This window comes from Citrobacter sp. Cpo071 (genome assembly GCF_030332765.1).
GTDB lineage: Bacteria > Pseudomonadota > Gammaproteobacteria > Enterobacterales > Enterobacteriaceae > Citrobacter > Citrobacter portucalensis.
Window position 1 is genome coordinate 275,865 of the sequence record NZ_JAOWHE010000084.1, and the last position, 13,156, is coordinate 289,020.

Sequence of the window (13,156 nt, forward strand, 5' to 3'; positions counted from 1 at the left end):
AAAATGACGCAATACGTATTTGAACCACAAGCGCCTGTTACCGTTCCGGTTGTTGGCTGTGATGAACAATTTCCTGTGCGCCGTGTTTACTGTGTGGGCCGTAACTATGCCGCCCATGCCCGTGAAATGGGATTTGATCCGGATCGCGAACCGCCGTTCTTTTTCTGTAAACCTGCCGATGCGGTAGTCCCCGTGGCGGCTGGTCAGATCCTCGAACTGCCGTACCCATCGCAGACCGATAACTATCACTATGAGATAGAGCTGGTGGTGGCGATTGGCAAAAAGGGCAGTGATATTCCGCTGGAAAAAGCGCACGAATATATCTGGGGCTATGCCACCGGTCTGGATATGACTCGCCGTGATCGGCAGATGGAGATGCGCCAGATGGGGCGTCCGTGGGAAATTGGCAAAGCGTTTGATCTCTCCGCGCCCATCGCGCCGCTGCATAAAGCCAGCGAAAGTGTGGATGTTAACAATGCGCCAATCTGGTTGCAGGTCAACGGCGACGATCATCAGCGGAGCGATATTCGCCATCTCATCTGGTCTGTGAATGAAACCATCAGCTATCTGTCTGGTTTCTTCGAACTGCAGCCGGGCGATCTGATCTACACCGGTACCCCAGAAGGCGTGGGGGCGGTAGTGAAAGGGGATGTGATCACCGGAAACGTAGACGGTTTAACCCCCATCGCCGTGAAGATTGTCTGAGGTGGATGATGAAGCTGTACAGTTTCTTTAATAGCTCGGCGTCATATCGGGTGCGCATTGCGCTGGCGCTGAAGGGGCTCGATTACCAGACGGTGGGCGTCAACATTCGCATCGGTCAGCAGAACGAACTGGCCTACCGACGGATGAACCCGGTGGGACTGGTGCCGACTCTGGTGACCGATGAGGGAGAATCACTTGGGCAGTCGCTGGCAATAATTGACTGGCTGGATGGCCACTTTCCGCAAACGCCACTGCTGCCTGCCGACTTCCCGGTGCGCAGTAAGGTGCTGGAAATTGTCTATGCCATCGCCTGTGATATCCACCCGGTGAATAACATGCGGGTACTGCGCTACCTGAGCGAAGAGTTAAAGGTCAGTGAAGAAGATAAAAAACGCTGGTATGCACATTGGATCCAGCAAGGGTTAAGCGCGGTGGAACAGATGCTGCGCCAGAGTCATTCGGGGAAGTTCTGCGTGGGTGATGCGCCGACGCTGGCGGATTGCTGTCTGATCCCACAGTGGGCGAACGCGTTACGTATGGGTTGCGATCTGAGCGGATATCCGCGCTGTAAGGCGGTATATGATGCCTGTACTCAGCTTCCGGCGTTTATCGCCGCCGCGCCCGAGAATCAACAAGATAAAATTCCAGCCTGATAAGGAGAACGACAATGGCTAAAGTGACACGCGCAATTATCGTGGGTGGCGGGATTGGCGGCGCGGCGACCGCGCTATCGCTGGCTCGTCAGGGCATTAAAGTGATGTTGCTGGAGAAAGCGCACGAGATTGGTGAAATTGGCGCGGGTATTCAGCTCGGGCCGAATGCATTCTCTGCTCTGGACAGCCTTGGCGTGGGGGAAGTCGCCCGTCAGCGCGCCGTTTTCACCGACCACATTACGATGATGGATGCGGTAAACGCAAAAGAGGTGGTCCGCATTGAAACCGGCCAGGCGTTCCGCGATCACTTTGGCGGTCCTTATGCGGTTATCCATCGGGTTGATATTCACGCCAGCGTTTGGGAAGCGGCGCTGGTGCATCCTAACGTTGAGTATCGCACTTCAACTAACGTGGTTGATATTCGCCAGACAGAGAATGACGTCACGGTATTTGATGAGCACGGCAACAGCTGGACGGCGGATATTTTGGTGGGCTGTGATGGTGTAAAATCGGTCGTTCGTCAGTCTCTGATTGGCGATGCGCCACGGGTTACCGGACACGTGGTCTATCGCGCCGTGATTGATTGCGATGATATGCCGGAAGATTTACGCATTAACGCACCGGTGCTGTGGGCCGGACCACACTGTCACCTGGTGCACTATCCGCTGCGCGGCGGTAAGCAATATAACCTGGTGGTGACCTTCCACAGTCGTCAGCAGGAAGAGTGGGGCGTGAAAGATGGCAGCAAAGAGGAAGTGCTCTCCTATTTTGCGGGTATTCATCCGCGCCCGCGCCAGATGCTTGATAAACCGACGTCATGGCGGCGCTGGTCCACCGCCGACCGCGAGCCGGTAGAAAAATGGGGAACCGACCGCATCACGCTGGTGGGGGATGCCGCGCACCCGGTGGCGCAATATATGGCGCAGGGTGCCTGTATGGCGTTGGAAGACGCTGTAACGCTCGGTAAAGCGCTACAGCAGTGTGATGGCGATGCGGCTGATGCCTTTGCGCTGTATGAGTCGGTGCGTATTCCGCGTACCGCACGCATCGTCTGGTCAACGCGTGAAATGGGCCGTGTCTACCACGCCGCAGGCGTCGAGCGGCAGGTGCGTAATCTGCTGTGGAAAGACAAATCGCAGGCGGAGTTTTATCGCGGTATGGAATGGCTGTACGGTTGGAAAGAAGATAACTGCCTGTTGCCGCGCTGAGCCTCTTTAATCTCCCGAACGGAGGCGCTACCATAGCGCCTCTTTTTTTGCGGATGACGATATGCGTGTTTTACTGGCGCCGATGGAAGGCGTGCTCGACTCACTGGTGCGCGAGCTGCTGACTGAAGTGAATGATTACGATCTGTGCATCACCGAGTTTGTGCGCGTGGTGGATCAGCTCCTGCCGGCAAAAGTATTTCATCGACTCTGCCCGGAACTGCATAACAACAGCCGGACGCCATCCGGCACGTTGGTTCGCATTCAGCTGTTAGGACAGTATCCGCAGTGGCTGGCGGAGAATGCCGCACGCGCGGTAGAACTGGGCTCATACGGTGTCGATCTGAACTGCGGCTGTCCGTCGAAGCTGGTGAATGGTAGCGGCGGTGGCGCAACGTTATTGAAAGATCCTGAGCTTATCTACCGGGGCGCAAAAGCTATGCGCGAGGCGGTCCCGGCTCATCTTCCCGTGACGGTGAAAGTTCGTCTGGGCTGGGACAACAGCGACCGGCAGTTTGAAATTGCCGATGCCGCCCAGCAGGCTGGCGCCAGCGAACTGGCGGTGCATGGCCGAACTAAAGAGCAGGGCTACAAGGCCGAACATATCAACTGGCAGGCGATTGGCGAGATCCGCCAGCGACTAACCATTCCGGTTATCGCGAATGGTGAAATCTGGGACTGGCAGAGCGCCCAGGATTGTATGGCCATCAGCGGATGTGATGCGGTGATGATCGGACGTGGCGCATTAAATATTCCGAACCTGAGCCGCGTGGTGAAATACAACGAGCCGCGTATGCCGTGGCCTGAAGTCGTGACGCTGTTGCAAAAATATACCCGCCTTGAAAAGCAGGGGGACACCGGGCTGTATCATGTAGCGCGGATTAAGCAGTGGTTAGGGTATTTGCGCAAAGAATATTCAGAGGCAACAGAACTGTTTCAGGAAATTCGTGCGTTAAATAATTCGCCGGATATCGCACGTGCGATTCAGGCTATCGAGATTACTGCCTGATCTCAGTTCCAGTAGGCCGGATAAGGCGTTTACGCCGTCATCCGGCATCAGAGAGAAGAATAGCCTGAGATTTCTGCTATCAGGCCTGGGCGAAATGACGACATCAGAAAATCATCTTAAACACGCCTGTTACCACCAATAGCCCAATCAGAAAAATAATCAGAATTACCCACAGCAGAATTTTCATTAACTTTCCTTTTTTTTGGTAAGTTCAGATTGAGTATAGGAAAGTATCAATCATTCTGCCTGGAGGCGTTGTTATGCAGGTTTACGTGCGCTGAGCAGAAACACCATCGGCCGCTCTTTTTCTTCATCTAAAGCCGGGTTTTCAGCAATCTGTTGCGCGGACGGTCCCCATTCATCGACACAAACGATCTCGAATCCGGCGGCAATCAGCGCATTAATCCAGGTCGCCAGCTTACGGTGCTGTTTTTTGACGCCTTCAGCAAACCAGTTACTGATGCGCTCACTTTCCTGCTGATAATGATTAACCGGCCAGGACAGCTGCCCAGTTTTATCTTTTATCCAACCCTGATTAAGCGGTGCGGTATAAATTGGATGCTCGGCAGAGAAAACTAACATACCGCCTGGTGTTAATGACTGGTAAATGGTTACGAATAATCGTTCTATATCGTGCAAATAGTGCAGGGCAAGCGAGCTATAAACCAGGTCAAAAGAAATTGGGGACAGGGTTAGCGTTTCGAGATCTTCACGCTGATAAACGATGCCATTACCCTGCGTCATACTGTGTGCCTGGGTTAACATCTTTTGTGAAATATCCAGTCCCATTACACTGGCTGCCTGATTATCGCGCGCGTAGCGGCAAAACCAACCATATCCACAGCCCAAATCAAGAATATTTTTGCCTTGAAGAGAGGGGAGCATCGCTTGTATTGTCGGCCATTCTGGCGCGCCGTCGAGTCCCTTTACTGAACGATCCAGCGTGGCATATCCGGCAAAGAACTCAGGATCGTCATAGATATTCTGTGACATAACATCTCCATCCATTAATTATTAAAATTATTTAATCTATATTATTCACGAGGTGTATATTTTTCTGATTATATATTTTTATTGCCAAAGATGTATTGCCACGCGTAACTAAAAAAGCAACAGCGACAAGTCGTAATCTCTGCACATCTTTTCTTACCTGTATATCTCCATGAATCGTAATTCTGTGTTTGTCACGACGGCATTGTTGCCGCTTTTTGTTCTGATGTCTGGCTGCGCGCCGATGCATGATGACCGCCAGTCTCTGTCACAGCAGACGCCTGCCGCAAATGTCGATACCACATTGCCTGCCGCGTTAAAAAATGGCTGGCCGGACAGCCAGTGGTGGAAGGCATATCACGACCCCCAGCTTAATGCGTTGATTGAAAGCACGTTGCGAAATTCTCCTGATATGCAGGTCGCGGAACAGCGCATTCAACTGGCGGAGGCGCAGGCTAAGGCCGTGGAAGCGCAAGATGGCCCGGAGATCGACTTCTCCGCAGACGTTGAGCGTCAGAGAATGTCAGCTGAGGGGCTGATGGGACCTTTCGCCATAACTGATCCCGCAGCAGGAACCACGGGGCCGTGGTACACCAATGGAACCTTTGGTTTAACCGCCGGCTGGAATCTGGATCTGTGGGGTAAGAATCGGGCCGAAGTGACTGCGCGCATTGGAGCCGTTAAGGCGCGTGAGGCTGAGCGCGAGCAAACCCGGCAGCTACTGGCGAGCGGTGTCTCCCGTCTTTACTGGGAATGGCAGACGCAGGCCGCACTGAAAACCGTGCTGACGCAAATCGAAAGCGAGCAGCAAAATGTGATTACCGTCGATCGTCAACTGTATCAAAACGGCCTCACTTCTTCGGTGGAAGGTGTTGAAACCGATATCGATTCCAGCAAGACGGAGCAGCAACTGAACGATGTCAGCGGTAAAATGAAGGTGATTGAGGCGCGCCTAAGCGCGTTGAGCAACTCGCAGTCCGTTGCCCTGAAGCTCCATTCGACCAAACTGCCCGTGGTTGAAAGTCAGCTCCCGTCCCAGTTGGGCTACTCGCTGCTGGCCCGTCGACCAGATTTGCAGGCAGCTCACTGGTACATTGAGTCATCGCTGAGCAGCATTGATGCGGCGAAAGCGGCGTTTTATCCCGATGTGAATCTGATGGCATTTTTACAACAGGATGCGTTACATCTGAGTGACCTGTTCCGCCATTCCGCGCAGCAAATGGGCGTAACCGCCGGGTTGACGCTGCCTATCTTTGACAGTGGCAGACTGAATGCGAATCTCGATATTACGAAAGCGCAAAGTAATCTGACGGTGGCGAATTACAACAAAGCTGTGGTGGATGCGGTGAATGACGTGGCACGTGCGGCATCGCAGGTAGAAACACTGGCGCAGAAAAATCAGCATCAGCAGCAGATTGAACATGACGCTCAGCGCGTAGTGGGGCTGGCACAGGCGCGCTTTAATGCGGGTATTATTGCGGGCTCCAGGGTTAGCGAGGCAAAGATCCCGGCATTACGTGAGCAGTGCAACGGTCTGCTTTTGCAAGGCCAATGGCTGGATGCCTCAATCCAGTTGACCAGCGCGCTGGGCGGTGGTTATCACGCATCCTGATTGTTCGGCCCGACGGTGTTCCGCTGTCGGGCATCTTCATTGCGCTTTACGCGTGCTTCGGCGTTTCATCCACCAGCGGACGCCCGCGACTATCCCGATAACCAGCACCAGCCAGATGCCATGCTTGATATGCTGGTCAAGGCTGTGCAGCCACGGTGCAATCACTTCACCACCGACGTAGCCAAGGGTGGTAAATAGCAATGCCCAGACAAACGCGCCAAGAATATTCAGCGGTAAAAAGATCTTCGGCGGCAGGTGACTGGCGCCAATCAGTAAGGGACCAATAACGCGAAAGCCGTACATAAAGCGCGTACCGACCACAAACAGGTAAGGACGTCGTTGGATCATTTTCTGCGCATAATGAATTTTCGCCTGATGGCGCGAGAAACGACGCAGAATTTTGCCGCCAAAACGACGTCCGAGTAAATAGAGCAACTGATCGCCAATCATCCCACCTAGTGCGACCGAGAGTACCACCAGCGGGAATTTCAGGACTCCCTGATGCGCCACGACGCCGCCTAACAGGGTTATGGTTTCACCTTCCGCCAGGCTGCCGATGATTAACGCAGCATAGCCGTACTGCGCAACATAATGCGTTATATCCATACGTTGTATGACCTCCACGGTAATAGCATACACCCTATGATTATTTGATGCCGGAAAAGCCGCGTAGTAGCGCTTAACGTCGTTCAGTTCCCTAATGCCTGATGGCGCTTCGGCGCTTCGGTATTTTTCATGTGTACATAAAATAATCAAAAGCTGAATTATACTTGAAGTGTTGAGGTCCGGAGCTGACAAGAAGGGGGCGGTATGAACCATGTCTGGGGGCTGTTTTCCCATCCCGATCGTGAAATGCACGTGATCAACAGCGAAAACGAAAGTGTTTCGCATCACTATACCCACCATGTACTGCTGATGGCGGCAATCCCGGTTGTTTGCGCGTTTATCGGTACCACGCAAATCGGCTGGAATTTTGGCGATGGCAATATCCTGAAGTTATCTCTGTTGACCGGATTTGCGATGGCAATTCTGTTCTACGGGGTGATGCTGGCAGGCGTCGCCGTCATGGGCCGGGTTATCTGGTGGATGGCGCGTAATTATCCGCAACGTCCGTCGCTGGCGCATTGTATGGTGTTTGCCGGATATGTCGCGACGCCGCTGTTTTTAAGCGGGCTGGTCGCACTTTATCCGCTGGTCTGGCTGTGCGCATTGGTGGGAACCATCGCGCTGTTTTACACCGGCTATTTGCTTTATCTCGGCATACCGACATTCCTGAATATCACTCGTGAGGAAGGGTTAAGTTTTTCCAGTTCGACGCTGGCGATCGGTGTGCTGGTCCTAGAAGTTCTGCTGGCGATTACGGTAATCCTGTGGGGTTACGGCTATCGGTTATTTTGACGGATAAACCTGTCTGCGCTGCGTTGTTGACGTAAAAGTCAGCAACGCAGCATTTCGAGACGATTCTCCTGTGGCGGCAAACCTGCCGGATCGCTATGATGCCTGAGCTAGCTTGAGATAATACTTAGTCTCTGGCGGTGTGCGTTGTGACGTGCGTGAACCATTATCAGAAATCTCATCATGCTGAAATTCCGAGTTTCATTATTAAGCCTTGCCCTGGTGCTGGCCGTTCCTTTTGCACCCCAAGCCGTGGCTAAAACGGCAACTACCGCAGCAGCTTCTCAGCCTGAGATAGCGTCCGGTAGCGCGATGATTGTTGATCTGAATACCAACAAAGTTATCTATTCGAACCACCCGGACCTTGTGCGTCCGATTGCGTCGATTACCAAATTAATGACCGCGATGGTAGTGCTTGATGCACGACTGCCGTTGGATGAGAAGCTGAAAGTTGATATCAGCCAGACGCCGGAAATGAAAGGCATCTACTCTCGTGTGCGACTGAACAGTGAAATTAGCCGTAAAGACATGCTGCTGCTGGCGCTGATGTCATCAGAAAACCGTGCGGCGGCGAGCCTGGCGCATCATTACCCTGGCGGTTATAACGCGTTTATTAAGGCCATGAATGCCAAAGCGAAAGCGCTCGGCATGACTCAGACTCGCTTTGTGGAACCAACCGGCTTATCGATTCATAACGTCTCGACCGCCCGTGATTTAACCAAGCTGCTGATCGCCAGCAAACAGTATCCGCTGATTGGCCAGTTAAGCACCACGCGTGAAGATATGGCGACCTTTGCCAACCCGGCTTATACGCTGCCATTCCGTAACACTAACCATCTGGTATACCGCGATAACTGGAATATTCAGTTAACCAAAACCGGGTTTACCAATGCGGCAGGCCACTGTCTGGTGATGCGCACCGTGATCAATAACAAACCGGTGGCGCTGGTGGTGATGGATGCGTTCGGTAAATATACCCACTTTGCTGATGCCAGCCGTTTACGTACCTGGATCGAAACGGGCAAGGTGATGCCGGTTCCGGCAGCGGCGCTGAGCTATAAAAAGCAAAAAGCGGCGCAGATGGCAGCGGCGGGTTCAGTGACGAGCGAGCAAACTGCACAGAACGATTAAATAAGACAACTTATCCGGCATACACATAGCTAATGTAGCGGTAGGCCGGGCAAGCGAAGCGCCCCCGGCAACATGTCCGGTGGCGCTTATCTTTTTCTGGTTTACGACTCTTTCCAGAACTTTTGCTTACTCGTTTTACCAATCCCCGGATTCATACTGTTGGTGGGGTCATTCTCGCGGTAAAAACGGGTTAATGTCTCCGGTGCTTTATACAGATGTCCGACGTTATGCTCTGCCGGATACTGTGCTCCGCGCTCGTGCAGAAGCTCCAGCATCTGCTCTTTCAGGGCATGCGCATCCACGCCTTTTTTCACGATGTAATCCTGATGGAAGACGTAGCACATAAAGTGGCCGTAATAGAGTTTGTGCACCAGTTGGCTGTCGATCTCTGCAGGCAGATGCTCGTACCATTCGGTGTCGTTACGGCGCAGCGCGATATCCAGCGCCAGAATATCTTCCACTTCATCGGCATGTACGGCCTGGTAACGAATCGCCGCGCCAGCCGCCGCAAAGCGATGCAAAAACGCCTTGCTGCCTTCTTCCGGCGTACAGGCAAAGAAGTCGCCTTCAGCGGTTTTGAAAAACTCGCTTAGCCAGTTTTGCGCTTCAGCCACGCCACCACCGGCCATTTTTAACAGCAGGTGATGTTCGTACTTATCGCGCCAGCTTTTCATGCGCGCGGGTAAGTGGCTGGGGAACAAATGGCCAAATTTCTGCATTGCCCGATCGGTGAAATGTGGACGGAAAATTTTCACTTTTTCCAGCATTGCATCGGTGCGACCTTTCAGGGTGAAGAAGAACGGCATTTTGTCGGTGCCGAGCTTGTCGATCATCAGAAACGTATCTTTGCCGTATTGCTCAGCGATGTCATAAATATCGCGGTGCATATATTCACCGGCGACCGGCAGATGCTCAAATTTTGCCAAAATATGACGGCGGATCTCCGTCAGCACCTCTGGCTGGTTGGTACCGATGTAAAAGACCTGCTGGTTTTTTTCGGCTTCGAAGGTGTCCAGACGCACCGCAAAAACCGCGAGCTTGCCTGCACAACCGGATGATTCAAACAACCGATCCGGGTCGGCGTTATAGCGAGCGGGCGTGTCCGCCTCAATATCTCTGACGCGGGTAACGTAGTCGTGATCGTGTGCATGACGCCCGTCATGGCGCACATCGTCATCTTTAATACGCTCGTCATCAAGTTTGCTAAGGATCTGTTCCGGGGTCTGGCCCAGTTCGATACCCAGATGGTTAACCAGCTGTAATTTTCCCTGCTCGTCAATACGCGCAAACAGCGACATCTCCGTGTATGCCGGGCCGCGCTGAACCAGCGAGCCGCCGGAGTTGTTACAAATACCGCCAATCACTGAAGCGCCGATACAGGAAGATCCGATCACCGAATGCGGCTCACGGCCAAACGGTTTGAGCGCTTTTTCGAGTGAATAAAGCGTGGTGCCGGGATAGGCCAGCACCTGTTCGCCTTTGCCGATGACGTGCAGCTTATCAAGGCGCAGGGTGCTGATAATGACAATCTCGCGGTCGTAATCATTACCGCTCGGCGTAGAGCCTTCGGTCAGGCCGGTGTTGGCGGCCTGCATCAGGATAATTTTATCTGCGGCGACACAAGCGTTCAGGACGCGCCACAATTCTAAAAGCGAGCCAGGGAACACCACGGCGAGCGCATCGCCATGACCGGAGCGGAATCCCTTGCGATAGCGGGCGGTTTTAGCAGGGACTGTGAGCAGGTGTGAATGACCTACCAGACGGGTCAGTTCATTCAGAAAAGCTTTATTATCTGTTGTAATGGAAGACATTCTCCACTCCTTGTGGTGGGACTCAATATCAGGAACAAGCATAGCGCTTTGTATGACAATACGCTTTCTCATTCACATTGTCTCTGGGTTGTCTTCCACTGAGTCGCGTTGGTTTCGAAAATTAGGAGAATAACCTTAGCTTTCTTTATCGCTCCCGTTTAGTCTTACGGCAAACTGCGGTTTTTGTTATATTTTCGCTGCCTCGTCGGGAAAAAATAAAGAGAGAATCAACATGAAATGGCTATGTTCTGTAGGTGTCGCGGTGAGTCTGGCGTTGCAACCAGCGCTGGCGGACACGCTGTTTGGTAACCATCCTCTGACGCCAGAAGCGCGGGATGCATTCGTTACCGATTTACTTAAACAGATGACCGTGGATGAGAAAATTGGGCAACTACGCTTGATAAGCGTCGGGCCTGATAACCCGAAAGAAGCCATCCGCGAGATGATCAAAGACGGGCAGGTTGGGGCAATTTTTAACACCGTCACGCGCCAGGATATCCGCAAAATGCAGGATCAGGTGATGGAGCTTAGTCGCCTGAAAATTCCTCTCTTTTTTGCCTACGACGTATTGCACGGCCAGCGTACCGTGTTCCCGATAAGTCTCGGCCTGGCGTCCTCTTTTAATCTCGATGCGGTCAGAACCGTTGGCCGTATTTCCGCGTATGAAGCTGCCGATGATGGTCTGAATATGACCTGGGCGCCAATGGTCGATGTCTCTCGCGATCCGCGCTGGGGCCGTGCTTCAGAAGGTTTTGGTGAAGACACGTATTTAACGGCTACGATGGGTAAAACCATGGTGGAAGCGATGCAGGGGAAAAGCCCGGCGGATCGCTATTCGGTGATGACCAGCGTCAAGCACTTCGCCGCCTATGGCGCGGTTGAAGGTGGCAAGGAATATAACACCGTCGATATGAGCCCACAGCGTCTGTTCAACGACTATATGCCGCCGTATAAAGCCGGGCTGGATGCCGGTAGCGGTGCGGTGATGGTGGGTCTTAATTCGCTAAACGGTACGCCTGCAACCTCAGACGCCTGGCTGTTAAAAGACGTGCTGCGTGATGAGTGGGGCTTTAAGGGGATTACCGTTTCCGATCACGGCGCGATTAAGGAACTGATTAAGCACGGTACCGCCTCCGATCCTGAAGATGCGGTGCGTGTGGCGATCAAGTCCGGCATCAACATGAGTATGAGCGATGAGTATTACAGCAAATATCTGCCGGGCTTGATTAAATCCGGCAAAGTGACGATGGCGGAGCTGGACGACGCCGCGCGCCACGTGCTGAACGTGAAATATGATATGGGGCTGTTTAACGATCCGTACAGCCATCTGGGGGCCAAAGAATCTGACCCACAGGACACCAACGCAGAAAGCCGTTTGCATCGCAAAGAGGCGCGTGAAGTGGCGCGCGAAAGCCTGGTGCTGCTGAAAAACCGTCTGGAAACGTTGCCGCTGAAAAAATCGGCCACCGTGGCGGTTGTCGGTCCGCTGGCCGACAGCAAGCGTGATGTGATGGGCAGTTGGTCCGCCGCCGGTGTTGCCGATCAGTCGGTAACGGTACTGACGGGGATTAAAAATGCCGTCGGCGATCAGGGCAAAGTGCTGTACGCCAAAGGGGCGAATATCACCAACGACAAAGGCATTGTCGATTTCCTCAACCTGTACGAAGAAGCGGTAAAGGTTGACCCGCGTTCGCCGCAGGCGATGATCGATGAAGCCGTTAACGCCGCGAAGCAATCTGATGTGGTTGTCGCGGTAGTCGGTGAAGCGCAGGGCATGGCGCATGAAGCCTCCAGCCGCACCGATATCACCATTCCACAAAGTCAGCGTGACCTGATTGCCGCGCTGAAAGCCACGGGTAAACCGTTGGTTCTGGTGTTGATGAACGGTCGTCCGCTGGCGCTGGTGAAGGAAGATCAACAAGCCGATGCGATCCTCGAAACCTGGTTTGCCGGGACGGAAGGCGGTAACGCCATCGCCGATGTGCTGTTTGGTGATTACAATCCGTCAGGCAAGCTGCCGATGTCTTTCCCGCGCTCTGTTGGACAGATCCCGGTCTATTACAGCCATCTCAATACCGGTCGTCCGTATAACGCCGATAAGCCGAACAAGTACACGTCGCGCTACTTTGATGAAGCCAATGGTCCGTTGTATCCCTTTGGTTATGGCCTGAGCTACACCACGTTTACGGTTTCTGATGTGAAGCTCTCTTCTCCGACGATGAAGCGTGACGGAACCGTGACGGCCAGCGTACAGGTGACCAACACTGGCAAGCGCGAAGGTGCAACGGTGATTCAGATGTATTTACAGGATGTGACCGCCTCCATGAGTCGTCCGGTAAAACAGCTGAAAGGTTTTGAAAAAGTGAATCTTAAGCCAGGTGAAACCCAGACCGTCAGCTTCCCGATTGATATTGAAGCGCTCAAATTCTGGAACCAGCAGATGAAATACGATGCAGAACCTGGCAAATTTAACGTTTTCATCGGCGTGGATTCCGCCAGAGTGAAGCAGGGCGAATTTGAACTGCTGTAATAGATGAATAAAGTCATGCAGCATGCCTGATGGCCCTACGCTTATCAGGCTGACAAAGTCGTATCATCCGGCAAATTCATATTGGGTTTGCCGGATTTTTTTTTATTTTATTATC

12 protein-coding genes are annotated in these 13,156 nt (G+C 53.0%); 8 read left to right on the forward strand and 4 right to left on the reverse strand.

The window, feature by feature from the left end; translation table 11 throughout:
* The first annotated feature begins 3 nt into the window (after positions 1-3).
* The 4 genes from OGY09_RS16565 (at position 4) to dusC (ending at position 3,572) form a co-directional block, all read left to right on the forward strand.
* A complete protein-coding gene (locus OGY09_RS16565; protein ID WP_032943989.1) occupies positions 4-705 on the forward strand; it encodes a fumarylacetoacetate hydrolase family protein in 702 nt (233 codons plus the stop codon).
* Between the two features lie 8 nt (positions 706-713).
* Entirely contained in the window at positions 714-1,358 is a 645-nt protein-coding gene (gene maiA / locus OGY09_RS16570) for a maleylacetoacetate isomerase (protein WP_032943987.1), read from the forward strand.
* A gap of 14 nt (positions 1,359-1,372) precedes the next feature.
* The gene (locus tag OGY09_RS16575; protein ID WP_032943986.1) at positions 1,373-2,566 is read left to right on the forward strand and encodes a 3-hydroxybenzoate 6-monooxygenase; all 1,194 of its coding nucleotides are present in this window, start codon (positions 1,373-1,375) and stop codon (positions 2,564-2,566) included.
* Between the two features lie 61 nt (positions 2,567-2,627).
* Positions 2,628-3,572: a tRNA dihydrouridine(16) synthase DusC gene (gene dusC / locus OGY09_RS16580; RefSeq protein ID WP_032943985.1), complete on the forward strand. Its 945-nt coding sequence runs from the start codon at positions 2,628-2,630 to the stop codon at positions 3,570-3,572.
* A gap of 103 nt (positions 3,573-3,675) precedes the next feature.
* On the opposite strand, the gene yohP is transcribed toward dusC, so the two are convergent.
* Both yohP and OGY09_RS16590 read right to left on the reverse strand, forming a co-directional pair.
* Positions 3,676-3,759, reverse strand: coding sequence for a small membrane protein YohP (gene yohP, locus OGY09_RS16585; protein WP_015572324.1), 84 nt, complete (start codon positions 3,757-3,759; stop codon positions 3,676-3,678).
* 71 nt (positions 3,760-3,830) lie between these two features.
* Entirely contained in the window at positions 3,831-4,565 is a 735-nt protein-coding gene (locus OGY09_RS16590) for a class I SAM-dependent methyltransferase (protein ID WP_032943984.1), read from the reverse strand.
* Between the two features lie 169 nt (positions 4,566-4,734).
* On the opposite strand from OGY09_RS16590, the gene mdtQ reads away from it, so the two are divergent.
* Positions 4,735-6,174, forward strand: coding sequence for a multidrug resistance outer membrane protein MdtQ (gene mdtQ / locus OGY09_RS16595; RefSeq protein WP_032943983.1), 1,440 nt, complete (start codon positions 4,735-4,737; stop codon positions 6,172-6,174).
* Between the two features lie 36 nt (positions 6,175-6,210).
* On the opposite strand, the gene OGY09_RS16600 is transcribed toward mdtQ, so the two are convergent.
* Positions 6,211-6,780: a DedA family protein gene (locus tag OGY09_RS16600; RefSeq protein ID WP_003834476.1), complete on the reverse strand. Its 570-nt coding sequence runs from the start codon at positions 6,778-6,780 to the stop codon at positions 6,211-6,213.
* Positions 6,781-6,984: 204 nt separating this feature from the next.
* Between OGY09_RS16600 and OGY09_RS16605 the strand changes: the two genes are divergently transcribed.
* Both OGY09_RS16605 and pbpG read left to right on the forward strand, forming a co-directional pair.
* A complete protein-coding gene (locus tag OGY09_RS16605) occupies positions 6,985-7,572 on the forward strand; it encodes a Yip1 family protein (protein ID WP_003840142.1) in 588 nt (195 codons plus the stop codon).
* 180 nt (positions 7,573-7,752) lie between these two features.
* Complete coding sequence (pbpG, locus tag OGY09_RS16610; protein WP_020996667.1) at positions 7,753-8,700, forward strand: D-alanyl-D-alanine endopeptidase; 948 nt, start codon at positions 7,753-7,755, stop codon at positions 8,698-8,700.
* A 101-nt stretch (positions 8,701-8,801) separates the two neighbouring features.
* Here the strand turns inward: pbpG and dld are convergent, their stop codons facing one another.
* Positions 8,802-10,511 carry a D-lactate dehydrogenase gene (gene dld / locus OGY09_RS16615; RefSeq protein ID WP_032943979.1) on the reverse strand — a complete coding sequence of 570 codons (1,710 nt, stop codon included), beginning with the start codon at positions 10,509-10,511 and terminating at the stop codon, positions 8,802-8,804.
* Between the two features lie 232 nt (positions 10,512-10,743).
* Here dld and bglX point away from each other — a divergent pair, with 232 nt between their 5' ends.
* Positions 10,744-13,041: a beta-glucosidase BglX gene (gene bglX / locus OGY09_RS16620; RefSeq protein ID WP_003834471.1), complete on the forward strand. Its 2,298-nt coding sequence runs from the start codon at positions 10,744-10,746 to the stop codon at positions 13,039-13,041.
* Positions 13,042-13,156: the final 115 nt, after the last annotated feature.